Raw genomic sequence first — 16,986 nt, 5'->3', positions numbered from 1 at the left:
TTCTTCAAATAAATCAATGTCTTTCTATGCTTTTATTTGTACATATGATTGGTTAAAATTTTTCTCCAGGCCATAAGCCTGAACAAAATATCTGTTTCTGAATCCAGAAACAAAAATGATTACATATTTATAATATCTATATATAGTTATTTTGTCAACCATATAATACAATATATTGTATTATTATATTTATTAATATGGGAACTTCACAACACATATAATCAAACGGTATACAAACTCCTCATATAAATCTTGATCAAATCGACTGTTTACGTTTGCATATTTATATAATAGCGGATTATATAATTCTAATATCTGAACCATCGCAGTATCATCCATCGTTTTTGCCCTGTTAAGAAGTTCACTAAATCCCATATTTATTTTTCTCCTATGATTTTTCTTAGTTTTGTAAGTGTATTGAAATATATATCTTTAGCATGTAACTCACTGATTTCTACAAGTTCCCCAATTTCACGAAAAGTTTTACTTCCAATACACCGCAATACTAATATCTCAATCTGAAGTGTATTTAAAGCAGAAATGGCAGAATAGAGCGTGGGATCCTCAATACTATTTAATACGTCTCTTGCATGAAATTCTTCACCATCTTCGATTTTATAATCTATACAGACATTCTCTAACATACGTTCTGCAGCCTCATCCTCAATAGAATCAACCTCATCCAAAGATGTCTCTGTTTTGATTATTTTAGTCTGCCCTATCAGGTATTCTTTTTTTGCATTCAGTATTGCAACTTTTAAATACGCTCCAAACTTTCTCTTTAGTTCTTTATCTATTTTATCTGGCATTATTGCCCCCTAATTTGTAATCATGTAAAACCTTCTTCAGCTGGCGGAGCCCTTTGCAATTTGTCATAATAACAACGACTTTTACAATTAAAACAGACTACTGAAATAGCTTTCCAGTAGTCCGCACAAACCAGGTAATGTTGAGTATCCTTCTGCGTTTTATGAATTTTTTGTTTCCTCCTGCCTGATTGATCCATGCCGCAATAGTGATAATCGCAAACATTAACATGAAACCAGGAATTATATTTTCTTTTACATTCCATATATAATACGATTCAAAAAATCTTTGGTATCATTATTTCATAGAATTTTCACAATTTTTGTATAATTAATTTATGCAATTTAACACTTTCTTTTACAGCCAAGCCAAACACCCAAAATACTATTTTCTTAGAAAATCATCCAGTTCTGAATCATAGGCCTTGATTTCTTCTATTGAAAGAGTGTCTACTTTTTCAAATACCCTATCAATCTGCTCGGAGCTCATATCGTCTTCTTTTTCCTTTTCAATAACATCTGTCAATTGTTCTTCTGACAGCCCTTTCTGAAAAAGATGTCCACATTCCGGGCAAATTCTATATGCCTTTCTAATTTTACTTTTACACTCCGGGCATGTTTTCTTTTGAAAATTTTCAGTTCCTAAATAAACAGTATAACCTGCCAGTAAGCAGGTGCCTCCAAGCAAAATTTCATTTGCTGCTACAACCCCCATAACATTCCCTATTGCTCCAACAAGTTCGATACCGCAAATAACACTTAATATTTTAAGATTCAGCACTACACATACCTTCTTTCTTATTCTTCCGAATTATTAAACATCTGGTAGTTCTTCAGCATCAATGATACCTCTGCTTCATCCGCTTCATAGTCTCCGTCTATGCTTACAAAGTGATCTTCCTTATTATTTTCCTCTTCTACCGCCAAAGGAACTGACTGTTCCTTTGGCAAAGCAGAGATAACTTGTGGTTTTGATGTCAATTCAATTGACTTATTTTCTAATTTCCAGTAAGCCAATACCGCTTTAACAATATAACGCGCTTTCTTTCTGCTACCACAATAGTCATTCAAAAACTGGCAGACTTTCCGATGGTCTTCATCTGTTTCATCAAAGCGTAAATTGAAACGGTACTCATTTTTCTTACTCATTTACGCTCCTCCTTTTTCTCAACCTGATACTGTAGGCGGTATCCCTTTGCATTTGCCTTTGTATCATTAATAACGCTGTATTCCCCACCATATCGTTTCCATACAATTTGAATAAATTCTGCCATTAAGATAGAGCCACCACCAAGAAATATGGTCTGCGTGGTATTAAAGTCAATTCCAAGCTCACGAAACCTGCCAAGCAATTCTGTCACGTAACCAATTGCAATCTCACGTACACGTTCTTTTAGTTCTGTTTTATAGACACCGCCTCTTTCCAGAATGATATTATCAATGTCCTCTTCATCTAAAAGAATACTGTATTTTTGTCGTATCGCAGCTTTTATAGTGTTATACAACCGGATTATGCCGTTTTCTAAAGAATCGACATACTCCATTTCAAGCTGTCCGAACCTTAAAACCATGTAATCGACGGTAAACCCACCAATATCAATCAGTAAGACCTTCGGTACTACCGATAACTGTTTCTTCACCGCCAGAAGACAATAAGCTGCATATGCCTGTATGTAGACTTTTACCTCTTTAAAAACAATTCGGTATGGAATTCCTTTATAGGCAAATTCAATCACTTCACCATTCCGATAAAAATACTCCCTGAATTTTTTCCGCTGTTTCCCATAATGCGCAGGCGGCAGTCCTACCAGAAGCTCAATCTCCTGTAAATTTTGTGAAAGTAAGCCTTCGTTTTTTTCTCGATAAGATAACTCTTTTGCAATAGCAAATAACGTCAAAATGAAATATCGTTCGTCAGCAATTTTATCTTCCATATACGAAATTCGTCTGTTGGTTGTCACATAATATTTCCCCTCGTACTCAATCACCTCTTCCATATCTCCTGGCAGTGTATCCAAAATTTCCACCCCGGAATTGAACTCACAGTTCTCTGTTTTCATGTGTTTGTTACCGGTATCCACTGAAATAATCATATGTATTTCTCCTTTCAAAATCCAAATATAGTATTGCTATACGCCTTTTTTGCGTCCTTGCAATTTCACTATAGAGATTTTGGAAAATCTGTGTCAATAGGATTTTGGAAATAATTATTTTTCTACGTAATCTTCACAAACCAGCTTCAGTACACGTTCACTTTCTCCCTCATAGCCCCATAATATGCTTCCTACAGCTTCAAAAGCCTGTTCACGCCAACGAAAATATGTAGTCCTGTGAACTCTTGCATATTGCGGAAAATGTGGTTCCAGCTTGTCCAGGATTTCATCAATGTTCTCTGGTTTTGTTGACGATAAATAACTGTAATAAAGTACCCAATAATACCGCTCCCCCTGCGGATGGTACCTTCGCATAAGATCAACGGCTTCATCAATTAAACGCAAATATTGGTTTGATCGGTTGATGGCCTCTACACGCTCTTTCTCAGATGCCAAATCTCTTTCCACGTCCATTCCCGCTTGATAAATGCTTTCTAAGAATTCATCCACGTCTGTACCATACTCCATATGGAATCGACGTTTAACCTGATTAATTTTAATTTGCATCTGCCAGTTTACAGCCCGATAAATTTTGAATAATTTAATAACGTCATGATAGGCAGTATTTTCTTCCCCCTTATATTCCTTTGAAATTACTCCTGATCTTCCCCTTGCCACAGCTCTGTCTCATCCTTTCTCTTTTCATTTAATTTTCTAAACGCCTTCTCCATTTCGTCGTCCATTTTTCCAGCTCTAACAAGGCAGCAATACATGAGTATAATTACCACTGCCAGCAGGATCCAGAAAAAAAGCCAAAAATGCCACATTTTTGATTCCTCCGTTTCTAATTTTATGGAGTGGTACTATACTCTCCTATTATAAATAATGGAATTACTTGTCGAAATGTGTAAAAAAATGGAAAAAAAATGCGATTTTTTTAAGATTTTTTTGATTTGAAATAAGAACCACATTGAAATACAATCGCACCAATAATGCATCTTCTCTTTTTCTAAAAACAAAGCCCAATAATATCTGGGCTAAAAATTGTCCCAAACACTAAAATAAGCCCATAAGTTATCAAATAACCCATGGACTTATTCATGTATTTTTATTCATCAAAATTTATAAAAAATATTCATTTACACACCTTTTACATTCTTATTTTGATACCCCATTTTCACACCTCTAGTACTCCATTTTTACTCCATTTTCGTAATAAATAGCGTGAAATTATAATAATTTACGTGAAATGCGCAACTCTCTTAACCCCTGGAAATACTGGAAAAATCAGGTGTTCCGTACAGGTCATACGGGGTGCTCTGGTAGACGTAATAATTCAGCCAGTTTGTATACAGATTGTTGGCATGGGCTCTCCACATCAGAAGCGGACCGTTTTCAGGGTTGTTGTCGCGGTAGTAGTTTTCAGGCATTTCAATAGGGAGCCCTTTGCCAAGATCACGTTTGTACTCGCCGTCCAGGGTGACACGGTCGTATTCCGGGTGACCCATTACAAAAATCTTGCGACCGTCTTCTGCCATGGCAAGAAAAAGGCCTGCTTCGTCGGATTCTGCAAGGACAGTAAGGTCTTTGCAGGCGTGTACAGCTTCAATAGGAACTTCTGTATGTCGGGAATGAGGTGCCAGAAATATATCATCGAACCCTCTGACCAGCGGAATTTTGCGGTTCATTACCTTGTGCCAGAAAAGGCCAAACATTTTCTTATCCAGCTTGCGTTTCTTCAGTCCATAGAAATGGTAGAGCGCAGCCTGAGCAGCCCAGCACAGGAAAATGGTAGATGTCACATGAGTCTCTGACCAGTCCATGATCTGGGTAACTTCCTCCCAGTAATCAACCTCTTCAAACTCCATCTGCTCTACCGGTGCTCCTGTAATGATCATTCCATCAAACTTCTTATCTTTCAGTTCAGAAAAAGTCTGATAAAATTTGTTCAGATGACTCCTGGAAGTGTTTTTCGCCTGATGGGACTCCACTGCCATAAAGCTTACGTCAACCTGCAGAGGAGTATTGGAAAGAGAGCGAAGAAGCTGAAGCTCGGTTTCCTCTTTCAGTGGCATTAAATTTAAGATCAGAATATAAATCGGACGGATATCCTGGTGCATAGCACGGTTCTCGTCCATAACAAACAGGTTTTCTTTTTCCAGAATCTCCTTTACCGGGAGATCACTTTGTATTTTAATTGGCATTGCAATTTCCTCCTACTATTATACATACTTTTTGTCATTCCTTTCGCTTCGCTCAAGGCACAAACAAGTTATAAAAATGTTGTGTCCTTCCACTCTTCTCTTCTGTAAAAATATATTCAATACAGTTCACTGGTAACGTTCCGCGAGGTGTTTTTTGTGAACAAAGTTCACAGAAAACCCAAATTTTCTTTTAAACACCCGCCAGCTCCAGGAAATCCTCCTCCGACAAAATCGGGATTCCCAGTTCCTGAGCCTTCTTGTTCTTGGAAGAAGCAGATGTTTTATCGTTATTAATCAGATAGTCTGTTTTCTTTGTTACAGAGCCGGTCACCTTACCGCCGCGGGCTTCGATAAATTCCTTTGCTTCAGACCGGTTGGAAAAATGCTCCACACTGCCTGTAATAACAAAGGTTTTCCCTGCAAAAACCTGTTCTGCTGAAGTCTCCTCATGAACCAGATGAAGATGACTGAGCAGATGATCCAGCTTCTGATTATTCTCTGCGCTCTTAAAATAATCAGCCATACTTCCGGCGATTACCGGACCGATTCCTTCAATCGCGCTGATCTCTTCTTCATCCGCATGGCGGATTTTCTCTATATCATCGTCAAAATATTTACAGATCACCTTGGCATTTGCAAGACCGATACCTGTAATCCCAAGACTGTAGATCACCTTGGCAAGAGTAGTTTTTTTCGCTTTCTCCAGACTCACCATCAGATTATCAAAAGACTTCTGACCAAATCCTTCCATTTCTACGATCTGATCTTTATATTTTCCAATTTCAAAAATATCACCAAAATTATGAATAAATCCCATTGCAATAAACTTCTCCAGAGTTGCCTCTGAAAGTCCGTCAATATTCATGGCATCACGGCTGGTAAAAAGGCTGAAGGACTTAATCTTCTTGGCAACACAGTCCGGATTCATGCAGTATAATGTCTCCACATCGTTTTCCTTGCGGATACGCGCCTCCTGACCACACACCGGACATTTATCCGGAATTACCAGATTGCCGCTTCTTGTAAGATTCTCTGCAATCTGGGGAATGATCATATTGGCTTTGTACACTTTAATGGTATCTCCAATTCCAAGCTGCAGTTCCTTCACAATGCTGATATTGTGCACGCTGGCGCGGCTTACTGTAGTACCTTCCAGCTCCACTGGTTCAAAAATTGCAACCGGATTAATCAGTCCGGTTCTTGACGGACTCCATTCCATATCCACCAGCCTGGTTTCCCGCATTTCATCCGCCCATTTAAAAGCAAAGGAATTTCGCGGAAATTTCGCAGTACTCCCCAAAGACTCCCCATAGGCGATGTCATCATAGGTCACAACCAGTCCGTCTGATGGAAAATCGTTGTTTACAATTGTCTTGGAAAAATAATCCATGGCTTCATCCAGACTTTCAGAGGTAACCACCTTATATTCCACCACCTCAAAGCCCTGTTTCTTCAGCCAGATAAACTGCTGCTCCCTGGAATTAGAAAAATCCACATCCTGTGCACTTACCAGGGCAAAGGCATAAAAACGCACATTTCGTTTCGCCGTAATCTCGTTATTCAGCTGACGCACGGAACCACTGCAAAGATTCCGCGGGTTCTTATATTTGGCATCTGCATCACCTATAGTCTCGTTGATCCGCTCAAACTCAGAATAAGTGATAATCGCTTCACCCCGAAGCACCAGCTGACCTTTATAAGGGATGCGAAGAGGAATATTCTTAAACACTCTGGCATTGTTGGTAATAACCTCACCTACAATTCCATTCCCCCTTGTTACCGCTTTCACAAGCTCACCGTTCTCATAAGTAAGAACAATGGTCAGGCCGTCCAGTTTCCAGGATAAAAGGCATTTGTGATTTCCTATAAATCCACGAAGCACTTCCCTGTCTTTTGTCTTATCAAGGGATAGCATGGGGCTTGGATGTTCTTCCTTCGGAAGTTCATTAACTGCCTCGTATCCTACGCGGACAGTAGGACTATTTGTGAGTACGGTGCCGGTTTCTTTTTCCAGCTGCTCCAGCTGGTCGTACAGGCTGTCGTACTCCTGATTGCTCATGATTTCCCTGTCTTCCTGGTAATATGCCTTCGCGGCCTGATCCAGCTTTTCTACCAGTTCTTTCATTCGCTGTAGAGAATTTTCCATGATGTCCTCCTGTTTTACTGTTATAATTACTGCAAGCAGACTTCCTCTGTGAAACAGACTGCCTTTTTTCTGAAATAGTGCGGGAAGCAGCTGGCTTATTTTGCCTTTTTTCTTCTGGAATTGAAGAAAAGGGAATGCTGTCTCTTCCCTGTTTTTTGGAAAATACAGGCACACTGTCCTGCCTTCTGGCTGCGGGAAGCTGGGAGGAATCTGCAATTCCACGTTCCAGCTTCTTCCACTCCTCCTGGGTGGCTTCTCTGTACTCGCCCTCTTTCAAGCCATCTATTGTCAGTTCCATGATTCGTACGCGCTTCAGACTAAGCACCTGATATCCCAGATATTCACACATTCGGCGGATCTGCCGGTTCAATCCCTGGGTAAGAATAATCCGAAAAGAATTTCTCCCTGTTTTTTCCACAAAACACGGACGGGTAATGGTATCCAGAATAGGAATTCCAGATGACATTTTTTTCACAAAGTCACTGTCAACTTGCTTATTTACAGTTACCAGATATTCCTTCTCGTGGTAGTTCCCCGCACGCATGATCTTATTTACCAGATCTCCCTGGTTTGTTAAAAGCAAAAGCCCTTCGGATTCCTTATCAAGACGTCCTATGGGATAAATTCGAACCGGATAATTCAGATACTCCGTAACTGTAGTCTCCTGGCGCTGTTTTTTTGTGCTGCACACCACACCTCTGGGCTTGTGAAATAAAAGTAGAACTTTTTCTTCTACTTTTTTCACAGGCTTACCATCCACAAATACAACTGTATCTGCTGTAATCCTTTCTCCCGGTTCTGCCTTATGACCTTCCACAGTCACCCGTCCGTTCCGGATCAGGCTGTCAGCCTCACGTCTTGAACAGAATCCCGCTTCGCTTAAGTATTTGTTGATTCTGATTTTTTCGTCCATTTTTCCATTATATAGTTTTTCCCGGGCATATGCAAGGCAAACCTTGCCCCAAGCTCCAAAAGCTCCAGAACACATTAAAAAAAGCTTTCCCGCAAAGTGTAATGCACATCTTGCAAAAAACCTTCTCCACACACGCTCCAAAGCAAATATTAAGCAGCCAATAAAGAAGATAGAAGCATGCAAAAAAGCCAGGACAATTTCCCCGTCAATACTCTGCAGACACTGTAAATTCTTCCACACTGCCGCAGGCATTACACAGGAAAATCCATCCCGGCTTCCACATTCTTTTCTTATTTTTCCAATAAGAAAAACCTCTTTATTCCGTTTTCAGATCTGAAAACTTCATTTTCACAACACACATAGCTCCCATCATCAGTGCTACACCGATGACCAGGCACAGTGGGCTCTGGATAAAGCCGGCGAAAATGTAAGTTACAAAGGATACCACTGCTGCCACAATGGCATAAGGCAGCTGGGTTGACACATGATTTACATGATCACACTGAGCTCCCGCGGAGGCCATAATCGTCGTATCCGAAATCGGAGAACAATGGTCACCGCAAACAGCACCAGCCATACAGGCAGAGATGGAAATGATCATCAAGTCTCCCGGTGTGTTTTCAAATACATGAACCACAATCGGGATCAGAATACCAAAGGTTCCCCATGAAGTACCAGTAGCAAATGCCAGGAAGCAGGCTACCAGGAATATAATAGCCGGAAGCATATTTACCAGTCCTTCTGCTGAAGACTTCACCATTTCCGCAACAAACTCAGCAGCGCCCAGACTGTCCGTCATACTCTTTAAGGTCCATGCAAAAGTGAGGATCAGGATCGCCGGTACCATGGACTTAAAGCCCTCCGGAATACATGCCATACAATCGCGGAAGGACAGCACTCTGCGCACCATATAAAGAAGAATGGTGATCACCAGACCGAAGAAGCTTCCAAGCACCAGTCCGACAGAAGCATCACTCTGTGAAAAAGCAGTTACAAAATCTGTACCGCTGAAAAACCCTCCAGTATAGATCATACCAATTACACAGCAGATAACCAGAGAGATGATAGGGATCAGAAGATCCATAACCTTTCCTCTTGGGTTCACCGGTCCATCACCTTCGCCTGAAGCATAAGGACGAGCTGCTGTGGTAAACAGATCCCCTTTTAACGCATTGGACTCATGCACACCCATAGCACCAAACTCTTCTTTCATCAAAACCATGGATACCATCATTACAATCGTAAGAAGTGCATAATAGTTATAGGGAATAGCTCTTACAAACACAGACATTCCATCCTCTCCCGGAACAAAACCGCTAACAGCAGCTGCCCAGGATGAGATTGGTGCAATGATACATACCGGCGCAGCTGTGGCATCGATCAGATATGCCAGCTTTGCGCGGGATACATTGTGCTGATCTGTAATCGGCCTCATAACACTGCCTACCGTCAGACAGTTGAAGTAATCATCAATAAAAATCAGCACTCCAAGCAAAATGGTTGCCAGTTCTGCCCCAACTCTTGTCTTGATGTGTTTGCCGGCCCAGCGGCCAAAAGCGGCTGATCCTCCAGCCCGGTTCATCAGGCAGACCATAGTTCCAAGAATTACCAGGAACACCAGAATACCTACGTTACTGCTGGATGATAACACACTGATCATTCCGCCTGAAAAAATATGGTTAACCGTTCCCTCAAAATTACCGCCAGAGTACAAAAGTGCTCCAACTAAAATTCCAAGGAACAGGGAACTGTAAACCTCTTTTGTGATCAATGCCAGAACGATTGCCACAACTGGCGGTATCAATGACCAGAAAGTAGCGTACACAGCAGGTGTGCCAGCCTCCTCTTCTGCCGCTGCCAGAACAGTCGCCGGACATGCCAGGACAAACATCATAACAGCTGCAAAAAGAACAGATAATTTTTTACAATTGTACTTCATTATTGATTTCCTCCCTCTTTTTTCCTGAATACCAGATGACCAGTCACAAACCGGTCAGAGCGTTTTCTTAAAAGCCTCCTCTTCTTTAACGCAAAAAGCCATGAATGTACTCCCATTATGGGGACACATTCATGGCATTTATTCTTCACAGGATCTATACCTTAGATAGCGCTCCACAACAGTGACAGTCTGCCGCATATTCTGCGTCAGCCCAGAACTTCTCTCCTGGCTGAGAAAAAATCCTTCGGCAGTCTCCCCTTTCATTCCAACCAGTCCGCCATACGACCCAGAGCGTGTATCTGCGTATGCCCATAATCTGCACACAACCTGTCTCTGCAGCTGAAATTACTGATGAAGCCTGCGCCTCTATCATAACTTCCCATATTCAGTTTATTCACAAACTCAATGTATCAGCTTTTCCCTGTAAATGCAACCCTTTTATTCATAATATTTGAAAATACCGTACTCATTTACCTGACCAATCAGGTAGAACCCTTTTGTTTCCATATACAGCTGCTTCTTTTTGCTTGGAACCGGAAAAACCAGGTAATTGCATTTCAGTCTTTTTGCATTTTTTACTACCTTTTTGATCACCGGTACTTCTGCCACAAGCTGTTTATGGAGCCATCTTGCAGCTTTTTTTCCAGAGGCTCCTTTACCGCCTCTTCCGTAAGGCATTTTGATAGACGGATCATAAACTCTCACATAGGAAGCTATTTTGTCATCCGTTGCCAGGTAAATCTCTTCATTTTCTTCCTTCTGCTCATTGATCAGATTGCAGATGCTTACTACCTCATCAGGGATCTTCTGTACATTCTGAACCTTTTTGTAAAAACCATCTTTATTCAGGCCAGTTCCGCAAAAAGCCAGCACTGCCGCAATAAAAATCAGAAGTATGTACTGCCGTGGTCTGGAAGCTCCCACCTTTTTTATCAGGCAGGTTCCTGCATAAGCTATAAGCGGCACTGCCGGAAGAATCCATAATACTCTCCAGTAAACCGACCGTCCTATACATTTCTGTATAATATAAGCAGTCACCGGACAGAAAAACACAGCAAGAAAAACTACAATATAGCCGGATAAAATTCTGGATCGTTCTTTTTTTCTTCCGAATACCAGGAAATACAAACATGCAGCCAGCAGTAAATAGACATAAAATCCGTTCCCCCAGTATTTCTGCCAGGCATCCAGTGAAGCCAAAAGTGCTCGTTTCATCTCTCCACCTCCTAAAATACCAGAATGTATACCACGCCAAGTATCAGGGATGGCAGACAGCAGACTACACTCTTTAAGAATCTTCTTCCGTCTCTGAATTTCACCAGACTAAGCAGAGCAAATACTCCCATCAGAAGAGGGGCAAGCATGATTCCCATTGAGGAAAACAGACAGCAGGCTCCATTTGCCAGAAAAGCCAGGCTCCATGGATATTCCGGTTTTTCCTGCATAAAAATCTCCATACAGAGCAGAAATAAAAATGGTAAAAATACCCCTGCCAGCACAGCTTTTCCCTGCCAGATCCTGCCCATTGTAAAAATTTCTGAATTGTATACCGAATATCCGCAAAACCACAGGATCACGGCACAAAGGATCATAAAAATCCCCTGTTCTCCTGCCTTTCCCCGGAAGAATATGCGGCTGTACTGAAAAAGCACCACATATGCCAGAAAAACAAATACCGCCGGAAAAACAGTATGTGCCACAATGGCTGGATGAAGTCCTCCGCATAACCGGCTGGTCACGGCAAGAAATGCAGGAAACGGGGAAAGAATGTAACGGCTTGGCAATACATTGTAAGCGGCCCCGGTGTATGGGTTATATGCATAAAGGGTATCGGTTTCCACCGCGGTAGTGGCTGTTCCTACATAAAAAGCATCATCTTCATCCATATGGGCATAAAGCACCACAACGACAAGCTGGATCAGAATCAGAATTCCTGCCACCACAAGCTCCGGGGAAATTCCATTCTTCTGCCTTTTCTTATAAAAACTCCGGGCACCCAGAAATGCTAGTACACCAGCTACCACGCCATATGTAACGGTCAGCACATGAAGTGGCTGCTTTGTAAAAATCATGGTAAGGGAAAGCAGCTCTGTAATGGCAAACAACAGTGTATAACCGGCCAGAAGATATTCACTGCAGGTTCTTTTTTCCCTGCGGAAATAGAATCCCCCTGCCAGGCAGGGAACCACCAGCAGCCAGATCACTGCCAGTATCCCCTTAAAAATAAATCCCATATATTATTTCTCCAGTTCTTTTTTCAGAATTCCCATGGCAACCTTCTCCGATGTGATCGGCAGCTCTCTTACCCGGACACCGGAAGCATTGTAAACCGCATCTGCAATTGCAGGACAAGGGGTATCGATTACCAGCTCACCGATGGACTTGGCGCCAAAAGGACCGCTCTTTTCATAGCTGCTCTCAAACTCAACCCGGATATTTCCAATATCCTCACGGCTTGGGATTTTGTACTGCATGAAAGAATTCTCACGAATCTTACCTTCTTTGGAATACTGTACATTCTCCATAAGTGCCATACCGATTCCCTGGGCAACACCGCCCTCTGTCTGCACACGGGCAAGATTGGGGTTAATAGGAGTTCCGCAATCTACAACTGCCACATAATCGATCAGGTCAATATTTCCTGTCTCTTTGTCTATTTCAACCTCTGCTGCCCCAACCATATAAGGCGGCGGAGAAATCTGGGAAGAATAGGAGGCAGTCACCTGCATTTCCAGGGTATTTCCGCAGGTTCCCTTATAAGCAACCTCCTGAAGACTGACCTCTTTTTCCCCTGCGTAGACTTTCTTTCCATCAAAGTCTGCTTCCTCAGGACTTACACCCAGCATTTCAGCACCCAGCCGGATAATCCTCTTTTTCAGCTCATTGCAGGCGTTAATAACTGCATTGCCTGTAGCGTAAGTAGTGGCAGATGCATAAGAACCGGAGTCATATGGAGAAACATCCGTATCCACACCAAATGCAACAATATTCTCAAATTCTGTTTCCAGACAGTCGGCTGCCATCTGGGAAAGAATGGTATCACAGCCTGTACCCATATCTGCACATCCAAGGGAAAGTGTATAGGATGCGTCCTCATTCAGCTTCAGGGTTGCGCCTCCCACGTCTACATTGGCAATAGAGGAGCCCTGCATCGCCATGGCAAGACCTACGCCGCGGACTTTTCCATTTCCCATATCACGGCATGGATATTTCTCATCCCAGCCGATCATCTCCTTGGCACGGGCAAGGCAGCGATCCATCGTACAGCTTGCTGTATGAGTCAGGTTTCCATCATAGTCATACATTGGCTCGCCTTCAATTGGCATATTCAACTCACGGATTCTTGCAGGATCCATATTCATCTTATGAGCCAGCTCATTGACAGCGGATTCCACTGCATAAATTCCCTGTGTAGCACCATATCCACGGTATGCGCCGGATGCCTGCACGTTGGTATAAACAACCTCATAGTCAAAAGCATAGGCTTCCAGATTCCGGTACAGGGCAATTGCCTTATGACCTGTAAGTCCGATGGTTGTAGGACTGTGATCTCCGTATGCACCAGCATTGGAAAGCGCCTCTACTTTAATTCCTTTTACGATTCCCTTCTCATCTGCGCCAACTTTTACATGTACTTCCATCTCATGACGGGGAGAAGCGCAGATTAAGGATTCGTAACGGCTGTAAACGATTTTGGATGGACGTCCTGTCATCCAGGTAACAATTGCCGGATAAATTTCGCAGACCTCTGTCTGCTTGGCTCCAAAGCCGCCGCCAATACGAGGCTTGATCACGCGGATCCTGGAGGATGGAATTCCAAGAGCATTTCCAAGGATTCGGCGAAGATGGAACGGTACCTGTGTGGAGGAAACCACATTCAGCCTGCCGAAATAATCCTTGGTACAATATGTGCGGAAGGTCTCCATCATACACTGCTGATTGGCCTTTGTGTGATAAACTTCATCTACTGTGTATTTGCATTCTGACAAAACCTTGTCAATATCTCCCATTTCCTCATGGCCTTTTGCTGCAAGGTTCCGCTTGTTATCTGCACCAACCGGGAACTTGGATTCCCAGTCTTCTTCCGGGTGAACCAGAACCGGATTATCCTTTGCTGTATGCATATCCAGAACCGGAGGTTCCACGCGGTATTTCACTTTAATGCGCTTCATGGCAAGGTCTACGGCAGCTTCTGTTTCTCCTGCCACAATTGCCACTGCATCCCCTATGAAACGAAGATGCTGATCCAGGATCATTCTGTCATATGGACTGAACTCCGGATAGGTCTGTCCGGCAGAGGCGAAACGTCTCTTGGGAACATCTTTCCAGGTAAGGATCAGTGCCATTCCTTCTACCTTCATGGCTGTGTCCGTCTTGATTTCTTCCACCCAGGCATTGGCATAGGGACTCCTTAAGATCTTGATGATCAGGCAGTCCTTTGGTGCCAGGTCGTCTGTGTAGACTGGCTTTCCAGTCACCAGAGCCATGGCATCCTTTTTCTGCAAAGATTTATTTACATAGCTCATGCCTGCACCTCCTTCTCCTGGCTGTTTTCGTTCTTCTTATATTTCAGATATTTCAGGATACTTCTGGTCTGTCCCACAAAACCGGAACAGCGGCAAAGATTGCCGGCCAGATATTCCTTAATCTCTTCTTCAGTCGGATCTTCCAGTTCTTTTGTCATCGCAAGTACATTCATGATAAATCCCGGATTACAGAATCCGCACTGCTCTGCACCTTCATTGGCAAGAAAAGTTCCAAATTCTTCTGCTTCTGCCTGAAGTCCCTCCATAGTGATGACCTTTTTGCCGTCAATACGTGCTGCAAGGACACTGCAGGACAGCATTGGTTTGTCATTTACCAAAACAGTGCAAAGACCGCAGTTGGCAGTTTCACAGCCTCTTTTTACACTGTAGCAGCCAAGGCTTCGAAGAAACTCCAGAAGCATGGTGTCAGGACTGATTTCCGCTTCCTTTTTGGCTCCGTTCAGCCAGAAATTAATTTTCATCTGTCATACCTCCCACTGCTTCTAATGCTCTTCTTGTGAGAACCTTCACAAGAAGGGTTCTGTACTCTGCGCTGCCTCGCATGTTTCCAAAGGTAGGAACCTTCCGGGCTGCATAGTCTGCAAATTTCTGAACCGCTGTCTTCTTCTCTTCCGAAGACATGGTTTCCATGCCTGCAAGGAGACCTTCTTCGTCTTCCAGAAGAAATGCCTTCGCCGGACGGGCGCCGTAAACTGCTCTCACACCATTCTCAGACAGCCTGATACAGCATGCCAGTACCGGGAAATCAGTCTTGCTATTACGCTGGCTTAAATAGACAACCTTCAACGGAGTTTTCTTTATAATAATGCGTACCAGAATATCTCTGTCTTTTGGCATTTTCACAAAATCAGAAAGACAGACTCTGCCGCCTTTAAAAAGTTCTACCTCCGTATCAAGTGCCAGAAGCATGGTGAGTACATCAGAAAAGCCAAAGCGTCCCCAGATACTTCCACCTACAGTAGCGCAGTTGCGGAACTGTACGCCTACAATATGGCGCAGGCTTTCTCTTATGGCACCTTTCGTATATGTATGAAGTCCCTGATGGAGTTCCAGGTCCCGCAATGGGGTCATACAGCCGATCACAAATTCACTTTCTGTTTCTGTGATGGTATCCAGACCAAGCCCGGAAAGATCAATGGCTGTGGTTACAATACGGTTACCCATTTTCAACCACACCATGCCGCCAAGCACACAGGCAGTCCGCTTCTGGTTCAACTCATAAGCCTGTTCCAGAGATTCTGCTTTCATATAATTTTTTATTTTGAGCATGTTCAATTCCTTTCTCATATTGTATCACTGTTCATCGTTTTCCAAATGCGCTTTTCCAGAGCGTGTTTGAAAAAGGCTTTCTGCAATCTGTACATACAGTGAACAGCAATCGTATTGCTATTTTTAGTATAACAAGAAAGGGTTCAAATTTCCAGCGAAATGACGTATTCAGAATATTTTTTTATTTTGATTTTATGCAAATTATATAGATATTTTCATACAATTGTGTTATAATGCTAAAAAGAACAGAAAATAGTTCTCATAAACTATTTTATAACAAAATTATTTACAAATCCACCACAAAAGGAGGCGCCGTTTATGAGTAACCGTGTTATAACAATCAATCGTATGTTTGGAAGTAACGGACGTATTATTGGAAAGGCTCTTGCGGAGGAACTGGGATTTAAGTTCTATGATAAGGAGCTGATCGAAATGGCCAGCAAGGAGAAGAATATTCCTTTTGATGAGTTTGCCAGAGTAGATGAGAGAAAAGCCAGCCAGTGGCTGTATCCGGTGGATTACGAGCTGCAGATGAATCCGGAGTACCATTTCGTTCCCATGAATGATGTGCTTTACGATCTGCAGAAGAAGATCATTTTGGAGACAGCCGAAAAAGAGAATTGCGTGATTGTCGGGCGATGTGGCAATTATATCTTACAGGATAATAAGGATAAGCATCTGAGTCTGTTTATCTATGCTCCGTTTGAGGACCGTGTGAAGACGGTGATTGCACGTACCGGCCGGGAGGAAAAGAGTGTAAGGAAGCTGGTGAAACGTACGGATAAGGAACGCCGGGCTTATTATGAGTATTTTACGGATACTAACTGGCTGGATATGCTGCAGTATGATCTGTGTATTAACAGCAGCAGGGTGACGAAGGAAGAGATTGTGGAGATGGTGAAGAAGTTGATCTAAAGTGTATATTAAAGGCAGCCCCGTTTTTGGCGGGGCTGTGATTTTTTGCTATTTAATTGGTTGAAAAGTTCTTCAGAAGGGACGCATTTGGACAATGTGTATTACTCACTCGCCGGCGCAACGCTCCAGCGAACTAATCGCTAACTGCGACTAA

16 protein-coding genes, 1 pseudogene and 1 riboswitch are annotated in these 16,986 nt (G+C 42.6%); of the genes and pseudogenes, 1 reads left to right on the top strand and 16 read right to left on the bottom strand.

The window, feature by feature from the left end:
• Nucleotides 1-192 precede the first annotated feature (192 nt).
• The 16 genes and pseudogenes from AB5706_RS12855 to AB5706_RS12780 form a co-directional block, all read right to left on the bottom strand.
• The gene (locus AB5706_RS12855) at nucleotides 193-375 is read right to left on the bottom strand and encodes a helix-turn-helix domain-containing protein (RefSeq protein ID WP_173719710.1); all 183 of its coding nucleotides are present in this window, start codon (nucleotides 373-375) and stop codon (nucleotides 193-195) included.
• 2 nt (nucleotides 376-377) lie between these two features.
• The gene (locus AB5706_RS12850; protein WP_173719708.1) at nucleotides 378-809 is read right to left on the bottom strand and encodes a sigma factor-like helix-turn-helix DNA-binding protein; all 432 of its coding nucleotides are present in this window, start codon (nucleotides 807-809) and stop codon (nucleotides 378-380) included.
• A gap of 382 nt (nucleotides 810-1,191) precedes the next feature.
• On the bottom strand, nucleotides 1,192-1,587 hold the full coding sequence (locus AB5706_RS12845) for a zinc ribbon domain-containing protein (RefSeq protein WP_347161073.1): 396 nt from the start codon (nucleotides 1,585-1,587) through the stop codon (nucleotides 1,192-1,194).
• A gap of 17 nt (nucleotides 1,588-1,604) precedes the next feature.
• Nucleotides 1,605-1,955 (bottom strand): hypothetical protein, encoded by a 351-nt coding sequence (locus AB5706_RS12840; RefSeq protein WP_177968943.1) that lies wholly within the window; start codon nucleotides 1,953-1,955, stop codon nucleotides 1,605-1,607.
• Nucleotides 1,952-2,899, bottom strand: coding sequence for a ParM/StbA family protein (locus tag AB5706_RS12835; RefSeq protein WP_177968944.1), 948 nt, complete (start codon nucleotides 2,897-2,899; stop codon nucleotides 1,952-1,954). The genes AB5706_RS12840 and AB5706_RS12835 overlap by 4 nt, the downstream gene beginning before the upstream one ends.
• A 114-nt stretch (nucleotides 2,900-3,013) precedes the next feature.
• On the bottom strand, nucleotides 3,014-3,577 hold the full coding sequence (locus AB5706_RS12830) for a hypothetical protein (RefSeq protein ID WP_215661302.1): 564 nt from the start codon (nucleotides 3,575-3,577) through the stop codon (nucleotides 3,014-3,016).
• Complete coding sequence (locus tag AB5706_RS12825; protein ID WP_173719018.1) at nucleotides 3,553-3,726, bottom strand: hypothetical protein; 174 nt, start codon at nucleotides 3,724-3,726, stop codon at nucleotides 3,553-3,555. The genes AB5706_RS12830 and AB5706_RS12825 overlap by 25 nt, the downstream gene beginning before the upstream one ends.
• Nucleotides 3,727-4,161: 435 nt before the next feature.
• Entirely contained in the window at nucleotides 4,162-5,103 is a 942-nt protein-coding gene (gene metA, locus AB5706_RS12820) for a homoserine O-acetyltransferase MetA (protein WP_118584044.1), read from the bottom strand.
• A 190-nt stretch (nucleotides 5,104-5,293) separates the two neighbouring features.
• Nucleotides 5,294-7,249, bottom strand: a complete 1,956-nt coding sequence (gene ligA / locus AB5706_RS12815) for an NAD-dependent DNA ligase LigA (RefSeq protein ID WP_368366122.1) — start codon at nucleotides 7,247-7,249, stop codon at nucleotides 5,294-5,296.
• A 259-nt stretch (nucleotides 7,250-7,508) separates the two neighbouring features.
• Nucleotides 7,509-8,162: pseudogene (locus tag AB5706_RS12810) on the bottom strand (pseudouridine synthase); the annotation flags it as partial.
• Between the two features lie 316 nt (nucleotides 8,163-8,478).
• Entirely contained in the window at nucleotides 8,479-10,101 is a 1,623-nt protein-coding gene (locus AB5706_RS12805; protein WP_368366121.1) for a Na+/H+ antiporter NhaC family protein, read from the bottom strand.
• Nucleotides 10,102-10,259: 158 nt separating this feature from the next.
• Nucleotides 10,260-10,478, bottom strand: a riboswitch (Lysine riboswitch).
• Between the two features lie 61 nt (nucleotides 10,479-10,539).
• On the bottom strand, nucleotides 10,540-11,316 hold the full coding sequence (locus AB5706_RS12800) for a hypothetical protein (protein ID WP_148462282.1): 777 nt from the start codon (nucleotides 11,314-11,316) through the stop codon (nucleotides 10,540-10,542).
• Nucleotides 11,317-11,327: 11 nt separating this feature from the next.
• Nucleotides 11,328-12,335 carry a DUF6077 domain-containing protein gene (locus AB5706_RS12795; protein WP_173735166.1) on the bottom strand — a complete coding sequence of 336 codons (1,008 nt, stop codon included), beginning with the start codon at nucleotides 12,333-12,335 and terminating at the stop codon, nucleotides 11,328-11,330.
• A gap of 3 nt (nucleotides 12,336-12,338) precedes the next feature.
• A complete protein-coding gene (locus AB5706_RS12790; RefSeq protein ID WP_173735167.1) occupies nucleotides 12,339-14,627 on the bottom strand; it encodes a xanthine dehydrogenase family protein molybdopterin-binding subunit in 2,289 nt (762 codons plus the stop codon).
• Nucleotides 14,624-15,109: a (2Fe-2S)-binding protein gene (locus AB5706_RS12785; RefSeq protein WP_173735168.1), complete on the bottom strand. Its 486-nt coding sequence runs from the start codon at nucleotides 15,107-15,109 to the stop codon at nucleotides 14,624-14,626. The genes AB5706_RS12790 and AB5706_RS12785 overlap by 4 nt, the downstream gene beginning before the upstream one ends.
• Nucleotides 15,099-15,917, bottom strand: coding sequence for an FAD binding domain-containing protein (locus AB5706_RS12780; RefSeq protein ID WP_173735169.1), 819 nt, complete (start codon nucleotides 15,915-15,917; stop codon nucleotides 15,099-15,101). The genes AB5706_RS12785 and AB5706_RS12780 overlap by 11 nt, the downstream gene beginning before the upstream one ends.
• Nucleotides 15,918-16,235: 318 nt before the next feature.
• Between AB5706_RS12780 and AB5706_RS12775 the strand changes: the two genes are divergently transcribed.
• Nucleotides 16,236-16,832, top strand: a complete 597-nt coding sequence (locus AB5706_RS12775) for a cytidylate kinase-like family protein (RefSeq protein ID WP_173735170.1) — start codon at nucleotides 16,236-16,238, stop codon at nucleotides 16,830-16,832.
• Nucleotides 16,833-16,986 lie beyond the last annotated feature (154 nt).

The sequence above is a fragment of the Ruminococcus sp. RTP21484sp1_RTP21277st1_D2_RTP21277_210401 genome, from assembly GCF_040924225.1.
GTDB lineage: Bacteria > Bacillota > Clostridia > Lachnospirales > Lachnospiraceae > Blautia_A > Blautia_A faecis.
This window is presented reverse-complemented; position numbering and strand designations above follow the sequence as displayed.